This is a genomic window from Leptolyngbya sp. FACHB-1624, from assembly GCF_047649235.1.
Lineage (GTDB): Bacteria > Cyanobacteriota > Cyanobacteriia > Leptolyngbyales > Leptolyngbyaceae > Leptolyngbya > Leptolyngbya boryana.
Genome location: NZ_CP180258.1, coordinates 2,575,567 through 2,598,503, shown reverse-complemented (window position 1 = coordinate 2,598,503; position 22,937 = coordinate 2,575,567). Strand labels below are relative to the sequence as shown.

The 22,937-nt window shown below is 46.1% G+C and carries 25 protein-coding genes and 1 tRNA gene; 9 read left to right on the top strand and 17 right to left on the bottom strand.

Translation table 11 applies throughout. The features are described from left to right. Positions 1-138 precede the first annotated feature (138 nt). The gene (locus ACMUEV_RS12070) at positions 139-1,332 is read left to right on the top strand and encodes an AAA family ATPase (RefSeq protein WP_190652037.1); all 1,194 of its coding nucleotides are present in this window, start codon (positions 139-141) and stop codon (positions 1,330-1,332) included. Here the strand turns inward: ACMUEV_RS12070 and ACMUEV_RS12065 are convergent. From ACMUEV_RS12065 to ACMUEV_RS12050, 4 genes are all read right to left on the bottom strand, one after another. Further along, on the bottom strand, positions 1,319-2,548 hold the full coding sequence (locus tag ACMUEV_RS12065; RefSeq protein ID WP_017288859.1) for a DUF445 domain-containing protein: 1,230 nt from the start codon (positions 2,546-2,548) through the stop codon (positions 1,319-1,321). The two genes, ACMUEV_RS12070 and ACMUEV_RS12065, sit on opposite strands and share 14 nt — an antisense overlap. 24 nt (positions 2,549-2,572) lie before the next feature. Further along, entirely contained in the window at positions 2,573-3,265 is a 693-nt protein-coding gene (gene ubiE / locus ACMUEV_RS12060) for a bifunctional demethylmenaquinone methyltransferase/2-methoxy-6-polyprenyl-1,4-benzoquinol methylase UbiE (RefSeq protein ID WP_190652038.1), read from the bottom strand. 93 nt (positions 3,266-3,358) lie between these two features. Further along, positions 3,359-4,276: a response regulator gene (locus tag ACMUEV_RS12055; RefSeq protein ID WP_190652039.1), complete on the bottom strand. Its 918-nt coding sequence runs from the start codon at positions 4,274-4,276 to the stop codon at positions 3,359-3,361. 107 nt (positions 4,277-4,383) lie between these two features. Next, positions 4,384-4,953 (bottom strand): CDP-alcohol phosphatidyltransferase family protein, encoded by a 570-nt coding sequence (locus ACMUEV_RS12050; protein ID WP_190652040.1) that lies wholly within the window; start codon positions 4,951-4,953, stop codon positions 4,384-4,386. Positions 4,954-5,190: 237 nt separating this feature from the next. Here ACMUEV_RS12050 and ACMUEV_RS12045 point away from each other — a divergent pair, with 237 nt between their 5' ends. Then, positions 5,191-5,436 (top strand): type II toxin-antitoxin system Phd/YefM family antitoxin, encoded by a 246-nt coding sequence (locus tag ACMUEV_RS12045; RefSeq protein WP_190652041.1) that lies wholly within the window; start codon positions 5,191-5,193, stop codon positions 5,434-5,436. A gap of 6 nt (positions 5,437-5,442) precedes the next feature. Here ACMUEV_RS12045 and ACMUEV_RS12040 read toward each other — a convergent pair whose 3' ends face one another. The 4 genes from ACMUEV_RS12040 to ACMUEV_RS12025 form a co-directional block, all read right to left on the bottom strand. Beyond that, positions 5,443-6,258, bottom strand: coding sequence for an abortive infection family protein (locus tag ACMUEV_RS12040; RefSeq protein WP_190652042.1), 816 nt, complete (start codon positions 6,256-6,258; stop codon positions 5,443-5,445). A gap of 181 nt (positions 6,259-6,439) precedes the next feature. Further along, positions 6,440-6,787 (bottom strand): ribulose bisphosphate carboxylase small subunit, encoded by a 348-nt coding sequence (locus ACMUEV_RS12035; protein WP_017288866.1) that lies wholly within the window; start codon positions 6,785-6,787, stop codon positions 6,440-6,442. Between the two features lie 15 nt (positions 6,788-6,802). Then, positions 6,803-7,183, bottom strand: a complete 381-nt coding sequence (gene rcbX, locus ACMUEV_RS12030; protein WP_017288867.1) for a RuBisCO chaperone RbcX — start codon at positions 7,181-7,183, stop codon at positions 6,803-6,805. Between the two features lie 86 nt (positions 7,184-7,269). Next, complete coding sequence (locus ACMUEV_RS12025) at positions 7,270-8,700, bottom strand: form I ribulose bisphosphate carboxylase large subunit (RefSeq protein WP_017288868.1); 1,431 nt, start codon at positions 8,698-8,700, stop codon at positions 7,270-7,272. A gap of 634 nt (positions 8,701-9,334) precedes the next feature. Here ACMUEV_RS12025 and aqpZ point away from each other — a divergent pair. Continuing rightward, positions 9,335-10,114, top strand: coding sequence for an aquaporin Z (aqpZ, locus tag ACMUEV_RS12020; protein ID WP_017288870.1), 780 nt, complete (start codon positions 9,335-9,337; stop codon positions 10,112-10,114). A 35-nt stretch (positions 10,115-10,149) separates the two neighbouring features. Here aqpZ and ACMUEV_RS12015 read toward each other — a convergent pair whose 3' ends face one another. From ACMUEV_RS12015 to ACMUEV_RS12000, 4 genes are all read right to left on the bottom strand, one after another. Beyond that, positions 10,150-10,551 carry an ExbD/TolR family protein gene (locus tag ACMUEV_RS12015; RefSeq protein ID WP_017288871.1) on the bottom strand — a complete coding sequence of 134 codons (402 nt, stop codon included), beginning with the start codon at positions 10,549-10,551 and terminating at the stop codon, positions 10,150-10,152. 105 nt (positions 10,552-10,656) lie between these two features. Then, complete coding sequence (locus tag ACMUEV_RS12010) at positions 10,657-11,274, bottom strand: MotA/TolQ/ExbB proton channel family protein (RefSeq protein WP_017288872.1); 618 nt, start codon at positions 11,272-11,274, stop codon at positions 10,657-10,659. Between the two features lie 99 nt (positions 11,275-11,373). After that, on the bottom strand, positions 11,374-12,321 hold the full coding sequence (locus ACMUEV_RS12005; RefSeq protein ID WP_017288873.1) for an alpha-E domain-containing protein: 948 nt from the start codon (positions 12,319-12,321) through the stop codon (positions 11,374-11,376). A 15-nt stretch (positions 12,322-12,336) separates the two neighbouring features. Continuing rightward, on the bottom strand, positions 12,337-13,767 hold the full coding sequence (locus ACMUEV_RS12000) for a circularly permuted type 2 ATP-grasp protein (protein ID WP_017288874.1): 1,431 nt from the start codon (positions 13,765-13,767) through the stop codon (positions 12,337-12,339). Positions 13,768-13,908: 141 nt separating this feature from the next. Between ACMUEV_RS12000 and ACMUEV_RS11995 the strand changes: the two genes are divergently transcribed. Continuing rightward, complete coding sequence (locus ACMUEV_RS11995; protein ID WP_190652043.1) at positions 13,909-14,469, top strand: zinc ribbon domain-containing protein; 561 nt, start codon at positions 13,909-13,911, stop codon at positions 14,467-14,469. A 69-nt stretch (positions 14,470-14,538) separates the two neighbouring features. Here ACMUEV_RS11995 and ACMUEV_RS11990 read toward each other — a convergent pair whose 3' ends face one another. Further along, on the bottom strand, positions 14,539-15,576 hold the full coding sequence (locus ACMUEV_RS11990) for a helix-turn-helix domain-containing protein (RefSeq protein WP_190652044.1): 1,038 nt from the start codon (positions 15,574-15,576) through the stop codon (positions 14,539-14,541). A gap of 186 nt (positions 15,577-15,762) precedes the next feature. Between ACMUEV_RS11990 and ACMUEV_RS11985 the strand changes: the two genes are divergently transcribed. Next, a complete protein-coding gene (locus ACMUEV_RS11985; protein ID WP_017288877.1) occupies positions 15,763-16,236 on the top strand; it encodes an SAM-dependent methyltransferase in 474 nt (157 codons plus the stop codon). Between the two features lie 27 nt (positions 16,237-16,263). Here ACMUEV_RS11985 and ACMUEV_RS11980 read toward each other — a convergent pair whose 3' ends face one another. Further along, positions 16,264-17,247 (bottom strand): homoserine kinase, encoded by a 984-nt coding sequence (locus ACMUEV_RS11980; protein WP_190652045.1) that lies wholly within the window; start codon positions 17,245-17,247, stop codon positions 16,264-16,266. Between the two features lie 118 nt (positions 17,248-17,365). Here ACMUEV_RS11980 and ACMUEV_RS11975 point away from each other — a divergent pair, with 118 nt between their 5' ends. Continuing rightward, complete coding sequence (locus ACMUEV_RS11975) at positions 17,366-18,325, top strand: Gfo/Idh/MocA family protein (RefSeq protein WP_017288879.1); 960 nt, start codon at positions 17,366-17,368, stop codon at positions 18,323-18,325. A 73-nt stretch (positions 18,326-18,398) separates the two neighbouring features. On the opposite strand, the gene ACMUEV_RS11970 is transcribed toward ACMUEV_RS11975, so the two are convergent. Beyond that, on the bottom strand, positions 18,399-19,292 hold the full coding sequence (locus ACMUEV_RS11970; protein WP_190652046.1) for an EndoU domain-containing protein: 894 nt from the start codon (positions 19,290-19,292) through the stop codon (positions 18,399-18,401). A 98-nt stretch (positions 19,293-19,390) separates the two neighbouring features. Here ACMUEV_RS11970 and ACMUEV_RS11965 point away from each other — a divergent pair, with 98 nt between their 5' ends. Further along, entirely contained in the window at positions 19,391-19,603 is a 213-nt protein-coding gene (locus ACMUEV_RS11965) for a hypothetical protein (protein ID WP_017288881.1), read from the top strand. Between the two features lie 74 nt (positions 19,604-19,677). Here ACMUEV_RS11965 and ilvC read toward each other — a convergent pair whose 3' ends face one another. Beyond that, positions 19,678-20,673 carry a ketol-acid reductoisomerase gene (gene ilvC, locus ACMUEV_RS11960; protein WP_017288882.1) on the bottom strand — a complete coding sequence of 332 codons (996 nt, stop codon included), beginning with the start codon at positions 20,671-20,673 and terminating at the stop codon, positions 19,678-19,680. A gap of 793 nt (positions 20,674-21,466) precedes the next feature. Between ilvC and ACMUEV_RS11955 the strand changes: the two genes are divergently transcribed. After that, positions 21,467-21,832, top strand: coding sequence for a VanZ family protein (locus tag ACMUEV_RS11955; RefSeq protein WP_190652047.1), 366 nt, complete (start codon positions 21,467-21,469; stop codon positions 21,830-21,832). 16 nt (positions 21,833-21,848) lie between these two features. Here the strand turns inward: ACMUEV_RS11955 and ACMUEV_RS11950 are convergent, their stop codons facing one another. Next, positions 21,849-22,241 carry a DUF4359 domain-containing protein gene (locus tag ACMUEV_RS11950; protein WP_017288884.1) on the bottom strand — a complete coding sequence of 131 codons (393 nt, stop codon included), beginning with the start codon at positions 22,239-22,241 and terminating at the stop codon, positions 21,849-21,851. A gap of 117 nt (positions 22,242-22,358) precedes the next feature. On the opposite strand from ACMUEV_RS11950, the gene ACMUEV_RS11945 reads away from it, so the two are divergent. Then, positions 22,359-22,431, top strand: a tRNA-His gene (locus tag ACMUEV_RS11945). The last annotated feature ends 506 nt before the right edge of the window (positions 22,432-22,937 follow it).

The following is a 22,937-nucleotide window of genomic DNA, read 5'->3' as shown; positions in this document are numbered from 1 at the left end:
TTCAAGATTGAAATCCAGACTGATGATACGAAGTCTCCCTCGATAAACTGCATCATCTCGTTTCCTAGCTGACTGATTTTAAGTGATCGAGATTAAATTCTTGGGCACTCTGGCAAGGCAATGCTTGAGAGAAAAAGAATGCAGTGGATTGACTTTCAGAAAACAATGCATCAGAGGTCGATTTTTTCAGAGCTAGATGAGACCCAGAAGCAGGCAAGGAATTTCAATCTTCGAGGGCATTCTTTAATCCGAGGTGTAGCTGGTTCTGGTAAATCTTTGGTGCTGCAACAAAGAGTGAAGAAATTGGTAGAAGAACAATTTGATCGTATTCTTGTTCTTTCCTACAATCGCTACATGCAAGGATGGATTGAATCAAACTTAACTTATCCTGTTGAATGTAGTACATTCCATCGTTGGGCGTTTCAAAATTTTCAATATCGCTATGTATCTGATCGAGCAAGAGAATCGAGACAAAAGTTGATTGAATTGGCACATCAATCGGATTTGAATTATCAAGCAATTCTAGTTGATGAAGCGCAAGATTTTTATGATGAATGGTTTCAAGCGTTATTGAAAGTTCTCGATCGTCAAACGAATTCTCTATTCTTTGTTTATGACAATACTCAATCTGTATATGGGCAGGAACATCGTCGGAGAAGCGGCTGGAGTTGGGCAAAACTAGGAATTGATGTTGTAGGACGATCGCAAATCTTTGATCTCAATTACCGCAATTCGCCCGAAATTCTAGAACTGGCTTGGAAGTTTATTCAACCTGCCTTGGCGAAAGCAGAGATTAAAATCGAAAAACGCGAAAATAGTCCGTCGATCGACAAACTGATTGAACCGAAAAAGAAAGCATCTCGGAGTTCTGGAATTTCTCCTCTTTTAGTTCAGATTGAATCAGAAAAAATTGCGATCAAGATTGCAAATCAAGTCAAGACTGCTCTAGAAAGTTGTGCAAAATCCTCGATCGGAATTCTATTTCATTCAGGTGATGAAAAGGCAAGAGCCATAAAAACTCAAATCAGCAAAGAGTTATTTCGCTTAGGCGTGAGTCATCATGCACCGATGACCTCGTCAGAACGGGATAAGAATTTTACGGCTCGATCGTCGGTTTTGATTGATTCTTGGAATGCAGCAAAAGGTATTGAATTTGATGCTGTGATTATCGTACTGTCTGAGATTTCCGAGGAATTTGAAGAACAAGCAGGGCTTTATACTGCAATGACTCGTGCGAAAGATCATCTCGTGTTTGTCTATGAGAATAGAAGCGGAATTGTTGATATTTTAGAAGATATTTTGACCTCACCTGATCAGCTTAGCGAATCATAAGAGAAACAGATTGAAGCGCTCCGATGATTAACCCTAGAATTCCACCTAGATTGACGATCGCTTGTAATTCGCTGCGCACAATTCCATTAATTGCAGCTTCTAAATCAGCAGGAGAAGTCGCTTTTACTCGATCCGTGATCACTTGATCAATATTGAGGATTGGAATTGCTTGAGCGACAATTTTCTCCAAATCTTTCTCCAAATAACGCTCTAAAATGAGCGCTAATTCTTCGCTAACTAGATCTAGAGAAGAAAGAACTGCTTCTGAGTTTTGTAAGCGATTCAGAACAACAGATGCGACATTTTCCCAATCGACAGATTGGCTCAATCCTTGCAAGACATCTGAGCCACGATCTTGAAGATAGTGACGAACACTATCTCGCATGGTTTTGCGAAGTTGTCTCACTGTTGCAACAGGAAGATTTTGTAACGATAGATTCTGTAGCCATTCTTTAAATCGCTGCTTGACTCCTAACGAGAAAGTCAACTCTGCTAGAACGGCATTGCTATTTTCTTTCTCATCTAAACAAAACGTTCTCAGACGAGTTAGAGTATTCCGTACTCCAAATAAATTAGCAACAACCCAATAAGTTCCGCTTGTTTTTTCTCGGAAGCCTTCGTCGATGACTTGAATATTACGATCGGTCAAAAAATCGATTAATGTCTGCCGCAAGACATCAGGTGGAATGACAATTTCGATTAACCATTCTGACAGCTTCTCTGCTTGTTCTTCACTCAGCTGAAACTCTAAAATGACTTGATCAAAAATGTGATTTAACTGATCCTCAAGAAATTCTTCTTGTCTGGCTACAACCTTCAGCAATCGAGGCAAAGACTGCCCAAATAGATCTCTCAGAATACTTCCTAAGATTTTTGCAGTTTTTTGTTCTTTGCTTTCTTGAAGTTGTTCGATCGATAATTTTAACAACCAAAGAATTGCAGCCTGGACACGTTCTGTTTGCAGCAGTCGGCGCGCCAAATTTTGTAATTCTTCGGGCGTTAATAGCGATCCCATAATCGTGTCAGAGATTCGCTTCGCCAGTCGTTCTTGATTTCTTGGAATCAAACCCGGCGTAAACGGAATTCGCCGTCGCCCGATATAAACTGCTCGATAAGGGCGAAACAGCATCTTAATTGCGATGTCATTGGTGAAATAGCCAATCACACCGCCAACTACAGGAGGTCCAACAAATAGCCAGAGCGTCGAGAGATCCACAGGATTTCAGGAGAGGCGATCGCCTCATTTCGTAATAACCAATACTCCCATCGTACCGCCCGCGATCGGGTAATGGGTGGCAGTTGCAAAACCTGCTTGCTCGGCAAGGCGAACTTGCTCGCGACCCGTTGGAAATTTATCAAGACTGGGCGCGATATAGGCGTATTCTTCGGTAAAGCCCATGCGTTGAGCCGCCGGAACGACGACTTCATCGAGATACCACTGTTGAAAGGTTCTGACGAACGCACTGTCAGGACGGTGCATATCGAGAATTGCAGCCTTTGAGCCAGGTTTGAGAACACGATGGATTTCTTTCAAACTGCTTAAGATGTCAACCACGTTTCGTAAGCCATAGCCCATCGTGATGCAGTCAAATTGATTGTCTGAAAGTGGAAGATTTAAGACATCGGATTGAATCCAGTGAATCGGAGGCTTGATGCAGCGGCGTTCACTGCGATCGCGTGCGACCTCTAACTGAGCCGCTGAGAAATCAACTCCGTAAACTTGTCCGGTTCTGCCTGCTTTTTCTGCCAGCATTTGAGCCAGATCGCCACTTCCGCAGCACAAATCCAGACAGGTATCTCCGGGTTTTGCACCGCTCCACTTGACTGTCATCTGTTTCCAGATGCGGTGCATTCCGAAACTTAGTCCGTGATTCAGCTCATCATAGACGGGAGCAATACGATCGAATAAAGCTTGAATATGATCAGAATTCATTAAGATAAGCGCTTCTCTAAAATGGGTCTCTCTAAAATTTTAAGTTTCGAGAGGTGTAGTTGCGACAGGGATTTTAGAGAAACGCTGATTTGGCTATACTGCGACTGCAATATGAGCGGAGCGGCTACAAGTGATGGCTAATGCCACTTGTTGAGCTGAGAGGTGCAGCAGCAGCAGTTCGTCTTCTCTCAGGCTTTGCGGGTGTTTCCATTGCAGGCAGAGAACGGCTAATACTTCGCCTCGGAGTGTGACTGGGACGACGAGATGTGCGCCGAAACTGGGATCTTCTGCTTCGGTTGCGACTTGCATACTTTGAGATGCGATCGCTTCTTTCACTAATGAAGATGCTGCTATATCGGAGGTACCACTTGCACCATAGGTTGCACTATTCGTAAATGCACCATTTTCAATTAATTGAATGGTACAGAGATCGGCAAGGAAGTTTTGACCAAAGGCGGTAGCGATTGGCTCTAATGTACTTTCAACGCTGGTTGCGCTTTGGGCGACTCCAACAATCGAGGATAAGAGCGCCGTTTGCGATTGCGATCGACGCAGTTCTTCTGTGCGCTGTTTCAATAATTCATAAGTTTCGGCTGCTCGTTGGACAACGGCTTTTAACTCGTTGGGATCCCAAGGTTTGGTGATGTATTTATAAACTTGTCCAGAGTTAATGGCTTCGACTAAATCTTCGACATCAGTAAACCCTGTGAGGATAATCCGCATGGTGTCGGGGAAGTTCGGCACTGTGCGGCTGAGGAACTCGGTTCCTTTCATTTCGGGCATCCGTTGGTCAGAAATGATCACAGCGACTTCGCCTTCTTCGGAGAGCAATTTCAGCGCGTGGATGCCGCTTTCTGCTTTCAGGACGTTAAAATCGCGACGGAATGTCCGGTAGAGCAGATCGAGGTTGTCGGGTTCATCATCGACGACGAGCATTTTCGCTTTTTTGGGTCGATCGAGATTCATCAGTTGGCGGCTAATCGGTTCTAGTTCTGGAATTGCATATTCCATCGATCGTCACTCCTTCGCAGCTTGGGAACAGTGAGTTTGAGTACTTCTAGTCTTGCCACTTTGAGCGAATTTGTAACAAATACCTTTGGTTTAGATGAGATCTCTAATCATTCATGTCGCAATTTGAGCGCATGAACAATGCTCAAAACGTCACATGTCCAAGCAGGCAGGATGAATGTCATGGCAATTTCTTCCAAACTATTGATCCAACAGAGGACGATCGCGCCCCAAAGTGTCGGAGCATAACCGAATCCGAACAGTGCGATCGCTGCCACGAGTAAAGCTAATCCCCAAGCCTTTGCGGTGTAAGTGTGAAAACTGGGAAGCTTCCTAAACTTAATCAAGCTAATTGAAAATAGAAGAAATTGCGCCGCAACAGCAATTAATAAGGGGATTTTAAAATCAAGAATAACCGTTGGATAAACGAGCCAGGTACTCAAAGCAAGACAGAGAAATAAACAGATGTCTGCCCAACTATCTGCTTGACGAAGTTGAGGGGTGCTCACTTTTAATTTACGAGCAATAATGCCATCGAAAATATCAGAAACGATCGCGAGAATATAACCCAAAAGGAACCAATTGGTAACTGTGCCATCGAGAGCATCTAAGAGAAGAAAAGGTGCGATCGCAAATCGCAATCCTACTAAAATTGCAGGAATGTAAGCAGGCTTTATCACGATCAACTTCCATTCTATGAAGATTTACTGATTAAAATAGTCAGCAATTGGCGTTGCTTTGAGCGATCGTGTGACAGATCTCAATTTTTTCCATGTCACTCCTCAAGTTCTCAGGAGATATAGAGAGAATCGTCGAGCCAGCAACCCCAGTGATATTACGAGTGACTATTGCATCTAGACGAAGCGCGATCGCCTAAGTTGTGATTTAACATTACAGATAAACTACTACACTGAAAAATGGAAAATGTAACCATTCATCAGGCTGAAATGAATCTTTCCGAGTTATTAGCCCGCGTGGAACTTGGAGAAGAAATTGTAATTTCAGATCAAGGGGTTCCGATCGCAAAATTAGTTCCAATCAGTCCCAATTCGTGTCGTAGAGCGAGTTTGGGTATGGATCAAGGAAGATTAATCATCTCTGACGACTTCAATAATTCCTTACCAGATGACATTCTGGCGGCTTTTGGGGGAGATGAAGTTTGAAACCTGCTATTTCGTATTGTGATGTTCGTAAGTATCTAGCAAGAACGCACATAACGTAGTCCCTGCACCAACCACAAGTTTCGCATGACGAGATGTAAGACCAACAGATCTTTGCCCCTTGCCGTGACCAGAACCGTATAGATTTCTGAGTTCTGCAATGCCAACAGCAACTGAGCCAAGATTGCTTAAAACTCGCTTAATTACCTCTGCACCTTTCTTTGAATCGTCTACTTCCTCAGGAGCCAATTCTAGAGCTTTTTGAACTTGCTTAAGCAGTTTTGGTATGTCATCTTTCTTATCATCGTAATTTAACTTGTGACCGTTTAGGATTGTTTTAAGTGTCGCTTCAATGAGTTCTTTTGTTGAACCGATCGCTAGAGATGGATCAGTCTCAATTGACGCGTTAATTCTATCAACGTAGAGATATAGATGCTCTGTATCCAATCCACTCGCTGGAATAGTTTCAATTAATGCTACGTCCAACGCCTGCGAGACAATCTTTCCATTCTCATATAAATAACCGTCTTTCTCTAAATGCCGAATAAGCCGTTGTTTTCCTTCAGATTCAGGCGATAGTTCAATTAAGATGTCTTCGTAAGCGTCAAGAACTCGACGCACATCCTTAGGATCTATCCAATTTACTGAAGCGTAGTAGCACTGAACTAAGGAGCGGCGTTGCCCGCTTGGAAGATTCTCTTCGGAAAGAGATATATACTTTACGTTGTGCCTGTCAAATAGTTCTCTGATAGTCCGTAGCGTCCAGTCGACAAGCCATTCTTGAAATTCATATCGAGTCTTCTTACTGATCAATTCCCTCGCCATACTGCATCTGATACTCTTGTGAGATTGCTCGATATCAGATGATAACCCAAAATTTTCTGGGCGTGGAATTCACGATTAGAGCTACATCTTTTTATACTCTTTAAACCCATTTGAACGACAAGAAGGGAGATGGATAATCCACCTCCCTGAATCAATTGTAGAAATATCTACAAATCAGAAATTAGTAGCGGTAGCCGCTTCCACCAGAACCTGGCTTGTGAACGATGAAGCTCATCACTTGGCACTGTTTGATGTTGTCGAATGCTACGACGCGGATGTAGCAGTTCGAGTACTCAGAACGGCACTGTTGAACTTCGTTCAGAACTTCTTGAGGAGAAGTTGCGTTGAACAAAGGCAACTTCCACATTGTCCAGTAGTACTGCTCAGGAGCAGACGACTCGCTGAACTCGATACAAGGGAAGAAGCCGTTCTCGATCGTGTATTGGATTTGACGAGCGATTTGAGCGTCGGTCAAAGGAGGCAAGTAGGAGAACGTTTCAAAACGCTGCTCTTTAGGGAGAGTTTTCATGAAATCCTCAATAAATTAACTAGGTTCAGGATCAGAATCTTCGGTTGTGGTCGTCAAATCGAGTTGCGTCATTCGTTCTAGCTGTTTGCGGCGTTGCTCCATGTTCGCTTGCTGCATTGACGATCGCAGCATTTCCGGCAGCACATCGGCAATCTCTTCAGCAAGATGCTCTCGCACCGTCAGAATTCGGAAAGCCAAATCCTGACGTTCGCGAAACAAAGCCTCCATAAATGCTTCACCGTCTGTAATGCTTTCTCTGGAAGAAAACTTGTGCAGCCAGTAAGCCTTCTTTGGATCAGTTTCGTCTAGCTGAGCATAAACAACCCGGACAGCCTGATACGTCAAATAGCTTGTCAGCGTTTTTGTCGTATCTTTCGCAATTCGCTTCAGATCCATAAGTTGAGTTTTGAATAATAGATTTTAGATCTTGGGTTTTGGCTTATTGTGCAGCCTAAAACCCAAAATCCGCAATCTAAAATTCATCAGACGGTATCAACAGCTTCAAACTCGAACTTGATTTCTTTCCAGAGTTCGCAAGCAGCAGCCAAGTCAGGCGACCAACGGCAAGCTTCACGGATGATGTCTCCACCTTCACGCATCAAGTCGCGACCTTCGTTACGAGCTTGGACGCAAGCTTCAAGCGCAACACGGTTAGCCGTTGCACCAGGTGCGTTACCCCATGGGTGACCCAAGGTTCCACCACCGAACTGCAGTACGGAGTCGTCGCCGAAGATTTCAACCAGCGCAGGCATGTGCCATACGTGGATACCACCGGAAGCAACTGCCATTACACCAGGCATGGAAGCCCAGTCTTGGGTGAAGTAAACACCACGGGAAGGATCGCGCTCAATGTAGTTCTCACGCAGCAAGTCGATGAAACCAAGGGTGATCGCCTTGTCACCTTCGAGCTTACCAACGACGGTTCCGGTGTGAATGTGGTCACCACCAGACATTCTCAAGCACTTCGCCAAGACGCGGAAGTGAATACCATGGTTCTTCTGACGGTCGATAACTGCGTGCATTGCGCGGTGAATGTGCAACAGAACGCCGTTATCACGACACCAATGAGCCAAGGAGGTGTTTGCTGTGAAACCACCGGTCAAGAAGTCATGCATGATGATCGGCATTTCGAGTTCTTTCGCGAACTCTGCACGCTTCAGCATTTCTTCGCAGGTTGCAGCGGTTACGTTCAGGTAGTGACCTTTGATTTCGCCGGTTTCAGCTTGTGCCTTGTGGATTGCATCTGCAACGAACAAGAAGCGATCGCGCCAACGTTGGAACGGCTGCGAGTTGATGTTTTCGTCGTCTTTGGTGAAGTCCAAACCGCCGCGCAGACATTCGTAAACTGCACGACCGTAGTTCTTAGCGGACAGACCCAATTTCGGTTTGATCGTACAACCGAGCATCGGACGACCGTATTTGTTGATTTTGTCGCGTTCAACTTGAATCCCGTGAGGAGGACCTTGGAAGGTCTTCAAGTATGCAACCGGAATGCGAAGGTCTTCGAGGCGCAGCGCTTTCAACGCTTTGAACCCGAATACGTTACCGACCAAAGAGGTCAGCAAGTTGGTAACAGATCCTTCTTCAAACAGGTCGAGAGGATATGCAATGTAAGCAATGAATTGGCTATCTTCGCCACGGACAGGCTCGATATCGTAGCAGCGTCCTTTGTAGCGATCGAGGTCGGTCAGCAAGTCCGTCCAAACGGTCGTCCATGTTCCCGTTGAGGATTCAGCAGCAACAGCAGCAGCAGCTTCTTCGGGCGGAACGCCAGGTTGAGGAGTCACCCGGAACGCTGCCAAAATATCGGTGTCTTTAGGCGTGTAGTCTGGGGTGTAGTACGTTAAGCGGTAATCTTGTACCCCAGCCTTATACCCAGCTTTCGACTGGGTTTTGGTTTGAGCGTAGGACATATCTCCCTTCCTGTAATGAAAAACGATGGAAAACCTTATAAGCAGACATCACCAACAGTGACCAGAGAAATCCTCTGACCGAATTGGTTGGCATATTGCCCTAGTCACTGGGGATCAGTTTGCCACAACATGATCCCATGTTTGGAGTCAGTTTCTTTAATCTCGACTGATTCCGGTGCATAGGCGCAGACTTTCAGAATCATATCAGGATTTCAATAAGCCTTACTTTAGAGAATCTATGTTCGTTGATAAAAAAATGTTATCAGACATGTCCAATTATTACGTTTGCCATATTAAAGCTTAAGAAAATTGGAACTGCCTCATCTGCTTCAGACAATGCGATCGCTGTCAAGAGGATGAGCATTCTGATTTGCCCGAAAATCGCCCAATTTATAATAAAAAATCTGAACTAAATCTTAACTAACTACAAAAATTAGAAGCGAATGATTCGTGAAACCATAGAATTATGCCTTACCAAAAAATAGATGCGTCTGAGCAGAGATGTCCGTAGTTTCATCTAGGTTCCAACAAAGCGCGATCATTTTATCCCGGCGGTAGTTTATACCCTTGTACTATGAATATACTGCTGAGACAATTTTTTGGTTTTATAGAATACTAAAGCGAGGCTTAGTTTATGTCTCTTTTAAAACGATGTGCAGCAGAGTTTCTAGGCACATTATGGCTGGTCTTTGGGGGATGCGGAAGTGCAGTCTTGGCAGCAGCTTATACAGCAGATACAGCCAAGATTGGTGAGAATACGACGTTTCCGCTAGGAATTGGTTTGGTTGGCGTGTCGTTAGCATTCGGGTTGACGGTGCTGACGATGGCTTACGCGGTCGGTGGAATTTCAGGTGGACACTTTAATCCGGCGGTTTCGTTTGGATTATTTGCGGCGAAGCGGTTTCGCGGTGGACAAAACTTGCTGGCGTACATTGTGGCGCAGGTTTTAGGCGGAATTGTGGGGGCTGGAGTTCTGTATTTGATTGCGTCTGGAAAGCCTGGGTTTGCGCTAACGGGATCGAATCCTTTAGCGACGAATGGATTTGACGCACATTCGCCGGGAGGATACGGATTAGTCGCTTGCTTTTTGGCAGAGGCGTTTTTAACCTTCTTCTTTTTGCTGATCATTTTGGGCGTGACTGATCGACGAGTTGCAAGTGGATTTGCGCCTGTTGCGATCGGGTTTGCGTTAACTTTGATTCATTTGATCAGCATTCCAGTCACCAATACTTCAGTGAATCCAGCACGGAGTCTAGCTCCTGCGGTATTTGTCGGTGGAGAATTGTTGGCACAGGTTTGGTTATTCTGGGTGGCTCCGATACTCGGCGCAGTTTTAGCCGGATGGGTCTATTCATCCTTGTTTGAGGATGCGCATACTTCGGATGAGCCGGAGCGGATTGAGGAAATGGTTTAACGAATTGAGAGCGGAGGTAAAAGCCTCCGCTTTTTTTAGGGTTGGCGAGTTGCGATCGCGAGGCGAATGTTGGGAATCGATCTCAGCCGATCCATAACAGTAATGACTTGCCCGTGAGGGACTTTCTCGTCGGCATTGATCACAACAACGGCTTTAGGATTTCGGCTAAGAATTTCTCGCACTGCAGCAGGGAGAGTGCTGATATTCATTGGTTTTTTATCGAGAGCAAGCTCGCCGTTCGGAGTGATAGTAATCACGACTTGAGAAACTTTTTGAGATTCAGCGGTGACAGCCTTGGGAAGAGCGACGGGTAAGCCTTGCGATCGCGTGAGAAACAGCGTAGACATGATGAAGAATGTCAGGAGCGCAAAGATTACGTCGATCAGGGGTGCAAGGTAGATTTGGGGAGGTAGATCTGGGTCTTCGGGCAAGCGCATAATAGAAAATCCTGGATTTGATCGTGTGGGGTTCAGGCTCAACCTTTCCTACAGTTGATTAATTTCACTGAGCTACTGATCACGAGCGATCGATTAACTCACGACTTAGAAAGTGTGCCGACGACGATAGAGAAGTTCTAACTGTCCGCCGTACTCTTGAATCAGCGCAATCTGGCGCGCGTACAAACCTCGGAACAGATTGGCAAACAAGAGGGTGAAGATGGCGACAACCAGACCCGAAGCAGTAGAAATCAGAGCTTCACTGATCCCGCCTGTGACTCCCAGTGTATTCGTCCCCCCAACATCTCCAAGCCGTAGGGAAGCAAACGAGTTAATCAGTCCGGTGATAGTTCCTAGCAATCCGAGCAGGGGAGAAAGACCGACGATCGTATCAAAGACCGTATTAAAGCGTTTGAGCAAAGGAATCTCTGCGAGTCCGGCGCTTTCGAGAGCGAGGCGAAATTCTTCAGGCGTAGCTTGCTCTAATTCTAGGGCGGCAAGGAAGATTCTAGCGATCGGTAAATCGGCGTTCTTTTCTAACATTTGGAACGCGGCAATTTGGTTGCGTTTGTAGACGCTGAGCACTTCTCGTGCCACTCTTTGATGACGTTGGGAGACTTTGCCCCAGAAAAGAATTCGCTCTAGAATCAGCGCGACTGCCAGGATTGAGAAAAGCAGAAGCGGATACATGACAAGTCCGCCAGCAATAAACCAGTTAGGCATGAGCAATGGGCAATCTTTGGACGATTCATTATTATCGACGACTTTGAGTACGATCGTGGGAATTTCGGAGCGTGTTTGAGGCGTGAGCGCTGATTCAATTTATACAGGTTGGACTGCAAAAAAGGTTTCAGAGAGTCTAATACCGACATCATTCATGCGCTGTTGCAAGCTGTCTAAGAATTCATGCAGCCCGGATTCCATCACATCTTCGATCGTTAAATAATCTAAATCCGATCGCAGTTTTCCGAGCGATCGCTCAACGGATGTATTCCAAGCGCCTTCAGGCGTTCCGGTGATTTGATGCAGCGATCGCTCAGTTTGGCGAATACAATATCGAATCGATCGCGGAAATTCTCGATCGAGCACTAAAAACTCAGCGACCGAAGTTGGGGTGATGCGATGCACGCCACGTTTGCGATACATCTCATACGCACTTGCAGACCGCAACAATGCCATCCACTGCAATTGATCTAACGTTGTGCCCACATCTCGAATCGAAGGAAGCAAAATAAAGTACTTCACATCGACAATTCGACTCGTTTTATCGGCTCGTTCCAGCCAGCGACCCATCAGTCCAAAATGCCAGCCTTCGCTATGGGTCATCGTGGCACTGGCAACTCCCGCAAACAGATGGCTTGCAAGTTTAACTTCACTAAAAAATGTAGGAAAATCAAGCCGATCCGCGACGGCTGCATCATTGACAAAGTGATAGAACGCATTGATCTGTTGCCACATCTCAGACGAAATAATTTCACGTACCGATCGCGCATTCTCACGGGCAGCATTCAAGCAGGAAATGATGGAGTTGGGATAAGTGCGATCGAAGGTCAAAAACCGAATCACATTATCCGCCGTTGCTTCTCCATACTTCTCTTGAAAGATAGCTAAATCTCCAGTCGTCCGGATCAATGGCTCCCATTGCTGAACAACCCCGATCGGTGAATCGAGAGATAAATTCAAATTCACATCAATGAAGCGCGCAATATTCTCAGCACGCTCAACATAGCGATTCATCCAGTAGATCGAATCTGCAACTCGACTTAGCATTGTTCTTTCCTCTAGCTAGCTAACCACCCAAGTATCTTTATATCCGCCGCCTTGCGACGAGTTGACGACTAATGAGCCGCGCTTCAACGCAACGCGAGTCAGGCCTCCTGGCGTGATGTAGATATCTTCGCCATACAAAATATAGGGACGTAAATCCACATGACAGCCTTCAAACTCATCGCCCATTAAGGCAGGCACACGCGATAAACAGAGGGTCGGTTGAGCAATGTAATTGCGAGGAGCAGCTTTGATCTTTTCTGCAAATTCTGCTCGTTCTGCTTCAGTCGATTGTGACCCAATCAACATGCCATAGCCCCCCGACTCATTCGCCGCTTTGACCACGAGCTTATCTAAGTTGGCGAGCACATAGCTCAATTGTGAAGGCTCCCAGCAGAGGTAAGTTGGAACATTCGACAGAATCGCATCTTCGCCGAGATAGTAGCGGATCATTTCTGGAACATACGCATAAATCACTTTGTCGTCTGCAATTCCAGTTCCCAAAGCATTGGCTAAGCCTAATCGACCCGATCGATAAACATCCATCAGTCCCGGAACTCCCAGCAGCGAGTCTGGCCGGAATGCTAACGGATCAATGAACTCATCATCAATGCGTCGATAAATCACATCAACTCGCTTCAATCCCTTCGTGGTTCTCATTTGCAAGTAACCGTCTGCAATCACAAGATCGCGACCTTCGACGAGTTCAACGCCCATCTGCTGAGCTAAGTAAGAATGCTCGAAGTAAGCAGAGTTATAAATGCCTGGGGTCAGTAGTACAACAGTGGGATTCTCAATGTAATCAGGAGCGAGATTCAGCAACGTTTCGAGTAAATAGCTTGGGTACTCTTCGACCGGCTGAATGTTCATGCGATTAAAGACGAGCGGCAGTGTACTTTTCATAATCCGCCGACTTTCAAGCACATACGATACACCAGAAGGACATCTGAGATTGTCTTCTAGGATGTACCATTCTCCAGTGCGATCGCGAACTAAATCCATTCCGCTAATATGTGACCAAATTCCTTTCGGGGGCTTCAATCCCATACAGGGCTTGAGAAAGCCTCGCGAAGAAAACACAATCTCGGATGGAATCACGCCATCTTGAATGATCTTTTGGTCGCCGTACACATCGGCTAAAAACTCATTCAGTGCGACGATTCGCTGCTTCAGTCCCTTTTCTAAAATCTGCCATTCTGCAGCCGCGATCGTCCGAGGCAGAATATCGAACGGAAAAATTTTCTCGGTGCCTTGCTCATCGCCATAGACGTTGAAAGTTACGCCCATTTTGAATAGTGCAATCTGAGCGGCTTGCTGACGATGTTGAATTTCTTCGATCGATAAAGAATTAATCCGGTCAATGAGCGGAGTCACTTCTGGACGAGGACGCCCCGGCGCATCAAACAGTTCGTCGTAAAAATGTCCAGGATCATAGTTTGCTAACTTCACAACAAATCACCATAGTTCTCTCTGATTAATAGGATTGAGTGAACTGCTTAAGCTGTAAAGCTGAATACTAAATCCATCATCTTAGGAATCAAGAAATATAACGAAGTCAATCTATTCTCTGAATGAAATTGCAAGGTAGAGATGGAATTCTGCAAAGTTTGGCAATTCATGATGTACGCAGCAGATTTGGGAAACGGACAACGGTTAACGATCGAGAATGTTGGAACACAGACTGTGCTGACTTGGACAAGCCAGAGTTCTGGGCAGCAACAAAGCCAGCAAATGAGCCTCTCGCTTGGCGCTTGGTCAAGTATGCCGAAGTTGTTTAAATCACATTCCAGCTTTATTTTGCAGATCGAATCTCAACGCACGTCTTACATTCGATTGCAGGCAAACGGAATTAGTCTGTTGAGCGAAGTGCCGCTGATGCTTGGTTCTGAAGAGGTTTTGTTTCAGCGTGTCACGACTCCTAGTAGTCCCAAAATGCCAGAAATGAAGCCATTAGAACCCCTGCGGATGGGCAATATGACCATGCGAATGGAACCAATGGAGATGAGCATGGGCAATATGAATCTCCGATTCGAGACTGAGACATCTTCATCTGCCAATGCTTCAACGGCTCACTTCTGTTCGCAATGTGGAACGAAAGTGCAAGAGAACGATCGTTTTTGTGCGCACTGTGGAACAAGGCTAAAAAGTTAGCAACTAAATTCCCCGAATCCGAGGAATTTAGAAGGCGATAGTATGGCTAGCTATGTTCAAAAGTCTGGCTCAAGGCGTGGGCGGAAAAGTTGCAGACCCTAAATCACCCGCCGCACCCATGACTTTGGCTTCGCCATTGTTGTACGACAGCGAAACTCCTCCCGCGTTTCCCGTATTGATCTCGACAGATTTACCACTCCAAGATCTCTGGGTTCCTTTTGTCAGTGTGCCTTCGTAAACAGAAGTTCCATCAACGAGGACTTCTACCCAGCTTTCCTCAGTGATATTCATTTTGACATTGACAGCCCCTGGAGACGGTGAGGCAGGAGTCGGGCTACTTGGGGTAGAAGCGACTGGAGCAGAACTGCCGGGTGTAGGCGCTTGAGAGGGTTGTACAGTCGGAGAAGTTGCAGCACTAGGATTCGATCGCTCTGGCTGACGATTGACAAACGTTGAAGCGAGAACGCCGATTACGCCTAATCCGATTGCAGCCGCTAAAGCAATCAGTGGCAGACGAGCAGGTGGCTCACTGGTGCTGATGCGAGGAGGCGTAGGAACGGAGTCGCGGACGGCAGTAGGCTCGAGTTTTTGAGCAGGCTGAGGATCACGAATGGCAGCAGGTTCAGAAGCTTTGGGTGTGGGAAGTGGAGTCGGAGCTTCGCTATGCACGACCTGAGGAGGCTCAGCAGCCCTGGGGATGGAAGGTTCAGGTGCTTTGGGAACAGCAGGCTCAGATGCTTTGGGGAGAGCAGGCTCAGGCGCTTTGGGGATAGAAGATTTGAGAGCAGTTGGCTTCGGGGTTTGAGGCTCGATCGTATTCGAGATCAGAGAAGCTGTCGCTGGAGCAGGCAGGGGGGAAAGATCGACGGTGAACTCTTTCGACAGTGCGATGCCGTCAAGCCCAATCGCATCCGCAAAACGCCGAATGAAGCCTTGAATGAATACAGGCTCGGGAAGCCGATCGAGATTTGCATCTTCGAGCGCAATCAGTAATCGTTGCGGAATGTAGGTTTTCGCGGCAATTTCTTCGAGCGACATCGATTTTTTCTGACGCTCCTGACTGAGCCGCGTTGCGATCGCTTTAAGTTGTTCTTTTTGTGCCGACATACCCATAAATCCTACGACTTTCTTTAGCCTTGCATCATGACAAAAGCACTTTAGATCGAGCCTAGCTGCTTGAGTCAAGCGTATCGTGTTTCAGCCCCGTGTACAAAATCACGATCGCTTTTCAGTATGATGGGGAAGCTAAAATTCTGTAAAGCGTTTTGGCGGAGAGTTCTGATTGTATAACTTATGCTGCGCCGCCCTGATATTGCGTTTATTCCCACCCCTGAAGCCGCGATCGAAACTTTGCTCGAAGTTTTACAAGTCAATGATTCTGATGTAATTTACGATCTCGGATGTGGCGATGGACGGATTTTGATCAGTGCCGCATTACAGTTTGGGGCGCGGGGCGTTGGGATCGACCTTGATCCCCTTCGAGTCAAAGAAGCTCAAGCGAAAGCAGATGAGTTAGGAATTCGCGATCGCGTTAAGTTTCAAGAAGCAGATTTGTTTACGAGTCGATTTGAAGATGCTTCGATCGTCGTGCTATATCTTCTGCCACATCTGAATTTGAGGCTTCGGCCTGCTTTGTTTGAGCAGCTTAAACCGGGAACGCGGATTGTCTCGATCGATTTTGATATGGGGGATTGGTTACCTGAAAAAGTGATTAAACTCGATATCGAAGAAGAATCGACCTTGTACTTCTGGACAATTCCAGCCTAATAAAAACCTCCTTGCTCTCAGGAAAGCTTAAAACATCTGCCAATCTGGAGATCGAAGCCGGCGCAACTGCTCGGCTCGTTTGCGGAAAAATGAATCGTCCAAACGGCTGTAATTGTGGCGCAGGGCATAGGTTAGACTAATCGACCAAACCCAAATATGAGCCGTTTGAGTAAAAGCAGAAATTGCTTTCAGTTCAAAAGCTTCCAGCGGAATGACGGATTGATATCCCGCTAAAAATGCCTCTCGAACTCGACGGCTAATGCCTGTATTGAGCGCAATCTGCCGAAACTTACCCAAATCAAACGCTCGCCAACCCAATCCACATTGATCAAAATCAAATAGCGTGGGTTGATCAGTCTCTGTAAAATGAGCATTACCACTGTGCGGATCGCCCCAACAAATCCCCCAATAAGGAGCCGATCGCGGAAATGTCTGCAACTCTGATTTTATTTGCAAAATTGCAGTTTTGAGATAATCCCGATCACTACTTTGCAAAAACGGAGCGATCGCATCCCAGGATTCATCGAGCAAATACTTCAGCGTCAAAGGCTTGCGATCGAACTTGCATTCAAATGCTTCTCCAGCTTGGTGCATTTTTGCGATCGTTTCTCCTAATTTCGTTGCCTGCCGAACGCTCAAATCTCCGAGCGGAATTGCACCAGGCGCATAGATAAACAAAGCAGCATAGCGATCTCCCTCTGGGGCTTTGATCACAATTGACAATTTGCCAGAGGTTGTAGGCAAGGGATAAGCAACTGAAATCCCTTTCTTTTGCAGAAAATCGAGCAACGCTAATTCAAAATCGATATCTGCTTGCGATCGCCAACCCCAATGGGAAACTCTCAGCACATACGATGCTTGATCGGTTTCAACCAAATAGACATCACTTAAACCACGGCACCAAAATTCGCAGGATCTGACCGTTCCAATGTCATAGCACGACAGCACCCTAGACACGATCGCGCTTGGATCGATCGTAGAATAAAGAACGGGCAAAGAAACAACTGTCATGAACTGTTAACGATTTTGTCAACCTCTATACTGGGCTAGAACGACCTCGCTAACGGTTAGATGTGATACGAAACCCGTAAACTTGAGAATGAAGATTTAATTACAAAAGGCGATCGCTGTGATTCGAGTCGGAATAGTTGGAACTGGGTATGCCGCAAAACTGCGGGCAGAAGCTATCAATCAAGACGATCGCGCGAAGTTAGTGGGAGTAGCTGGACATCGAGCGGATAAGACAACTGAATTCGGACATACCCATCAAACTCAAGCATTTAATGCTTGGCAAGAGTTACTCGGTGCTGTTGATTTGGTGATCATTTGCGGGGTGAATTCAGAACATAGCTCGATCGCTCAAACGGCGCTCGAATCGGGCAAGCATGTAGTTGTGGAATATCCTTTAGCCATCGATCTTGAATCTGCGACAACGGCTATCGAGACGGCTCGTGCTCAGAATCGATTACTTCATGTTGAACATATTGAACTACTCGGGGGAGTCCATCAGGCATTTTTGCGATCGCTTTCCCAAATTGGCACGCCTTTTTATGCCCGCTATGCAACCGCCACACCGCAACATCCTGCACCTGCTAAATGGACTTACAATCCATCTGTCTTCGGGTTTCCACTTGTAGGAGCATTGTCTCGGCTCCATCGGCTTGTTCACGTCTTTGGACAGGTCGAATCTGTGAGTTGTCAGAATCGATATTTGAACTTACAGAGCGATCGTTTTTTGGGCTGTATGTGTAAGGCGCAACTGAACTTTCAGAATGGCGTCATTGCGGATGTTGTATATAGCAAAGGTGAAACAGCATGGAGCGCAGAACGCAAGCTAGAAGTTCAAGGTGATCAAGGCGCATTAGTCTTTGAGGGCGATTCAGGTGTGTTGATCAATTCTGAAGGTGCAACGCCGATCGAGATTGGTGCGCGCCGAGGTTTATTTACCAAAGATACCAGTGCAGTTTTAGATTATTTGTTAGACGGCAAGCCCCTCTATGTCCAACCTGAAGAAAGTTTGTATACCTTGAAAGTTGCGATTGCTGCTCAGCGATCGGCAGAATCCGGACAAACGATTCGCATCGATTAAGCACTTCGTTGCAACTTTGTTCAACTCTTGTCGATGCTGTAAGTCGAGCAAAGTTGCAACACATCCTACTTCCCTAGCGATTGCAAGCCGCCTCTCGTTGGCTCGGCGTTGCATCTGGATAAAATGTCACAATTCCGCGTGCCGCTTTCACAAACACCGCTTTAAAGGGAACCCTTGCTTCTGGATCTCGTACCGTAAACAAACAAACGGACTTACTACTCGAAGTCGATCGCGAAGTTTTAAACGCGATCGTCGCATCTGTCAAAAGCTCCTCAGCATTACTCACATAGGAATATCCTTTCTTCGCATCTCTAGAGATCACCTGATTGCCCCGACGCACCTCAACGCCTAAGGTATAGATTTTCCCTTCGACCACTTCTTCTGCTTGAGCATTATTCGGCAATCGTCCTGCAATTCCGGCTTGCTGCAACTGCCAGTAACGCCCTACATAATGCAATCCTCCAATCTGCTGTGAGCCTCGCAGTTCACCACAGAAGATATGCTCAAACCCTTTTCGATTTGACCAAATCGTCAGCAGATCATCTTGAAACTGCTGATCACTTCTGCGACCTGGAAAAATCTCACCCCCTACTGCGGTTTTAATCCTTTGCACAACATCAGGCGATTCTGCAAACAATCGACGCAATCTAACGGTTCCAACCGGGCTACCAAACTCTCCGCAAGTTGCAAGTACTTTGCGATCGAACTCATTCAATTGCGGTGCAGGCGGAGTAATGTCTACTAAGCGATCGCGAGGAATGCCGACTTGCGCTGGATTATTTTCTTGATCAAAAAATGGCAAAAGTGCTGACCTAGCTGAAATCGCGCGAGTTGGCTTGGGTTTCTTCTGTCTCGCTTGGTATTCAATTCGGGGACTAGATTGAGCCAATGCAGAGGAGTAAACCGTTGTTACACCGAGTAAGAGAAGTCCAGAGCCTACTAGCCCAACTTTGAGAAATTGTTTCATCGCTCACCATCTACGAATGTCATGCCAAAAATTGGGCACTACTAAACGTAGACCATGATACGCGCCTTCCAGTTTCTCACTTACCTAAAAAATCTCTTATGCGCTCCAAAATTCCGGTTGGACTGCTCTTGCTAGTGAGTTTAATTTTCGTTGGATGTGGTGATCGATTTTTGCCATCCGCGATCGGGAAATATAGCTTGCAGGCTCGAACTGCGATCGACCAACTCTTAATCAATGCTTTTCCACGGTGGCAACCTAAAACAAATCCGAACCAGCGGACTGAAGACGCGGTTCGGAATATGAAGAAGTAGGGAATGAGAGCATAAAGAATCAGGGAGTCCTTAGAAATTTTATCTCCCTACTCCCCACTCCCTACTCCCTACTTCTACGCCTTCTTCAACCAGCTAAACATCGCACGCAGATCCTTTCCAACCTCTTCGATCGGATGCTCCGCCTCACGCCGACGCATTGCATGGAAACCTGCCTTACCCGACTGATTTTCCAGAACGAATTCTCGTGCAAATTGCCCCGTCTGAATCTCGTCGAGAATCTTCTTCATCTCTGCACGAGTTGCATCGGTGACAATTCGAGGACCACGAGTCAAATCTCCATACTCCGCAGTATTCGAGATACTGTCACGCATCGTCGCTAATCCACCTTCTACAATCAGATCCACAATCAGTTTCACTTCATGTAGACACTCAAAGTAAGCAAGCTCAGGCTGATATCCTGCATTCACGAGCGTTTCAAATCCAGCTTTGATCAGCGCACTCAGACCACCGCACAGCACAACCTGCTCGCCGAATAGATCAGTCTCGGTTTCTTCCCGGAACGTCGTTTCCAGAATTCCACCGCGAGTGCCGCCAATTCCTTTGGCATATGCCATTGCGCGATCGCGTGCTTGACCTGTCGCATCTTGATACACGGCAAACAAGGCAGGCACACCTTGACCTTGTTCATACGTGCGACGCACCAAATGCCCTGGACCTTTTGGTGCAACCATGACCACATCCACATTCGCAGGTGGGATGATTTGAGCATAGTTGATGTTAAAACCGTGGGCGAATGCCAGCACATTGCCTTCGCTCAGATTCGGTTCAATTTCATGGGTGTAAACGGAACGTTGGACTTCATCTGGCAGCAAAATCATGATGAAATCCGCAGCCTTTGTCGCATCCGCAACACTATGAACCGTTAAGCCAGCGTCTTTCGCTTTCGTCGCTGATTTACTGCCCGGATACAGCCCAACGATGACGTTCATGCCGCTGTCTTTGAGGTTAAGGGCGTGGGCGTGCCCTTGAGAGCCGTAGCCAATAATCGCGATCGTTTTGCCCGCAAGTAAATCTAAATTGGCATCAGCGTCATAGTACATCCGAGCCATATGAGGAGTCTCCCAGCAAGTCGTAGATAATAAATTGGTGTCAGAATCAGTAATCTTATCAGAAAGTTGGGAAACTATTCGGAATCATTCAGAATTCCTAAAAGTCTGATAGAGTTGGCAAAAATAGAGCCGAGGCACGAATGTTGAGAGTGAGGTAGGATATCGCCCGGTTTCTAGTAGACTTACTCAATTTACCTACTACCGTCAGTTTTCATTATTGATCTGGTTCTGGAGTCTTAATCAAATCGATTTTCGTCCCTATTTATGGGGTGGGAAAATCTGTTTAATATAGATTAGATCTCTACATCAATCATGTCACTCAGTATTCTGAATTCTATATGTCTGTTCATTCAAATGACCCGATTTTGGGGAGCTTAGAACTTTCAGGATTTCCCAGTTTAAAAATCCCCCAAATTTGAGAGATTCAGGGAGCAAAACAGGCTATATATTTCACGATCAATTTGGGACTGCTATCTCTCACAGACGAACCGATTCCCTATCAATTTGTCACTAATCAATTGCATTCATCGTTTTAATCTTCAGATTTAGAGGATGCGAATTGTTTGGTTGATTTCACGGTTTACTGGTTTGTGCGATCGCACAAACTCCTCGGAAAATTTATTTGACTTCTTCCATTATTAATGTTGCCTTTCACGAATAGTAATGGCATGCTGGCATAGGCTGTCACGCTATTGTTTGCGACTCCGCAGACGCAAAATCGATGATTACTCTCTGAGTCCGAAAATTACAAAATCGCAGTGTAGCTAAACCTGAATTTCAATCATTCAAGTTTATGTCTTCTAAAGCTGTAAAAGTTTCGGCATTGGTTTATGCGATCGTGTTTTTAACAATTCTCATCCTTGCCTACACGGGGAACCTTCCCACCCAACTCGACTTCATTCCCTACTTGGATAAGATCGGGCATGTCATTCTCTACGCGATCGCAACCTATCTCGGACATTCCCTTTTCGGATATCGTCGTCTGCGAAATGGGGTGCCAATTTTCCCACTTCTTTTTGCGATATTCACGATCGTTGAAGAAGCAGTGCAAGGATTCTCACCCAATCGTACGCTGGATGCGATCGATCTCGTGATGAGTTTATTCGGGATTGGCTTAGGGTATCAGCTCGCCGAAAACGGCAACAAGCGCCGTTCCTAACACCACAAAGCCGAGTTTATGGAGTCCGACTCTGCTCAGCCTGATAAATGTAGAACTTGCCAAACATACCAACGGTTTCCAACTGAAACGCAGGCAAGTCAAGAAAAATGGGCAAATTCGGCACAATCGATCGCGTGGATAAATTCGTACGATAAATGCTGAATAGTCCGAAATTTTGGCGATCGGTACTTTGGAGAATTAATTTTTTAACCTGTGCTTGATTATCTTGAACAAACTGCGGGCACTGCTCGCGAATAATTTGAGGCACTTTTTGACAGCCTTCAGCTTTGATTTGCTGTAATGCAAATTCTCCAAATGCGGCTTCATCAGGATTAGTCAGCGCCATGAATCCTGCACCTCCCAGCATTGCTAACCCAACAGTCCCCAAAAGAATCTGAGAGGATTTCATCTTCACACCACCCCGCTACAATTCACGATTTGGTCTTCTATGACGTTTTACCAAGTCTACATGTTCTCAGATTCTTGAAATTATCTAATTTCTTATGCTATGATCATTAACGCAATGGCGAGCGTAGCCAAGTGGTTAAGGCAGAGGATTGTGGTTCCTCCACTCGGGGGTTCGAGTCCCCTCGTTCGCCCTGGTTCTAGCCCTCACACCAAAAGCATGAGCAAAATGTGAGCAAGGAACAGGGAAAAACCGAATAAAAGAATGGGTTGCCGTTTTGTGTTGAGTGATACGGTAGTCACAGCTTTTTTATGGGAATTTAAGCCCATTAAAAAGCCACGACTACGGTATCGAGCGATACAAGATGGTGATTCTTTGTGTTTTATCCAAACTTAGATCTAGGGATTTTGAGCGGAGCGACGGGATTCGGGCGAGGGTTTTAGCAATGTAGGTTTGTGTTCCTCTTACCAGGGAATCCTAAGCCCGTTCCCTCGATATTTGCTCCAATGGAAAATCAATGGACAGCCCGACCTTGGAAAGTAGTTCAAGGGGTTGGGATCTCACTTCTGGTTATCTTGGTTCTCGCTTTCATCTACGGCAAGTTCATTCACCACCCGTTGCGGGTTTGGCTGGCGGATGGGGAATGGTGCGTCAGATTTTCTCCAGATGGATCAGGAAAAGTTCTCTACGGCTCCGAGT

Bases quoted from the DNA above. Each gene is read 5' to 3' on its own strand.
- ACMUEV_RS11950 (WP_017288884.1), bottom strand. From the start codon at position 22,241: ATGAAATCCTCTCAGATTCTTTTGGGGACTGTTGGGTTAGCAATGCTG.
- ACMUEV_RS12045 (WP_190652041.1), top strand. From the start codon at position 5,191: ATGGAAAATGTAACCATTCATCAGGCTGAAATGAATCTTTCCGAGTTA.
- ACMUEV_RS12035 (WP_017288866.1), bottom strand. From the start codon at position 6,787: ATGAAAACTCTCCCTAAAGAGCAGCGTTTTGAAACGTTCTCCTACTTG.
- ubiE (WP_190652038.1), bottom strand. From the start codon at position 3,265: ATGAATTCTGATCATATTCAAGCTTTATTCGATCGTATTGCTCCCGTC.
- ACMUEV_RS12005 (WP_017288873.1), bottom strand. From the start codon at position 12,321: ATGCTAAGTCGAGTTGCAGATTCGATCTACTGGATGAATCGCTATGTT.
- ACMUEV_RS12070 (WP_190652037.1), top strand. From the start codon at position 139: ATGCAGTGGATTGACTTTCAGAAAACAATGCATCAGAGGTCGATTTTT.
- ACMUEV_RS11970 (WP_190652046.1), bottom strand. From the start codon at position 19,292: ATGAAACAATTTCTCAAAGTTGGGCTAGTAGGCTCTGGACTTCTCTTA.
- ACMUEV_RS11955 (WP_190652047.1), top strand. From the start codon at position 21,467: ATGTCTTCTAAAGCTGTAAAAGTTTCGGCATTGGTTTATGCGATCGTG.
- ACMUEV_RS12025 (WP_017288868.1), bottom strand. From the start codon at position 8,700: ATGTCCTACGCTCAAACCAAAACCCAGTCGAAAGCTGGGTATAAGGCT.
- ACMUEV_RS12010 (WP_017288872.1), bottom strand. From the start codon at position 11,274: ATGCCTAACTGGTTTATTGCTGGCGGACTTGTCATGTATCCGCTTCTG.
- ACMUEV_RS12040 (WP_190652042.1), bottom strand. From the start codon at position 6,258: ATGGCGAGGGAATTGATCAGTAAGAAGACTCGATATGAATTTCAAGAA.
- ACMUEV_RS11980 (WP_190652045.1), bottom strand. From the start codon at position 17,247: ATGACAGTTGTTTCTTTGCCCGTTCTTTATTCTACGATCGATCCAAGC.
- ACMUEV_RS11985 (WP_017288877.1), top strand. From the start codon at position 15,763: ATGCTGCGCCGCCCTGATATTGCGTTTATTCCCACCCCTGAAGCCGCG.
- rcbX (WP_017288867.1), bottom strand. From the start codon at position 7,183: ATGGATCTGAAGCGAATTGCGAAAGATACGACAAAAACGCTGACAAGC.
- ACMUEV_RS12015 (WP_017288871.1), bottom strand. From the start codon at position 10,551: ATGCGCTTGCCCGAAGACCCAGATCTACCTCCCCAAATCTACCTTGCA.
- ACMUEV_RS11965 (WP_017288881.1), top strand. From the start codon at position 19,391: ATGCGCTCCAAAATTCCGGTTGGACTGCTCTTGCTAGTGAGTTTAATT.
- ACMUEV_RS11995 (WP_190652043.1), top strand. From the start codon at position 13,909: ATGGAATTCTGCAAAGTTTGGCAATTCATGATGTACGCAGCAGATTTG.
- ilvC (WP_017288882.1), bottom strand. From the start codon at position 20,673: ATGGCTCGGATGTACTATGACGCTGATGCCAATTTAGATTTACTTGCG.
- aqpZ (WP_017288870.1), top strand. From the start codon at position 9,335: ATGTCTCTTTTAAAACGATGTGCAGCAGAGTTTCTAGGCACATTATGG.
- ACMUEV_RS12055 (WP_190652039.1), bottom strand. From the start codon at position 4,276: ATGGAATATGCAATTCCAGAACTAGAACCGATTAGCCGCCAACTGATG.
- ACMUEV_RS11990 (WP_190652044.1), bottom strand. From the start codon at position 15,576: ATGTCGGCACAAAAAGAACAACTTAAAGCGATCGCAACGCGGCTCAGT.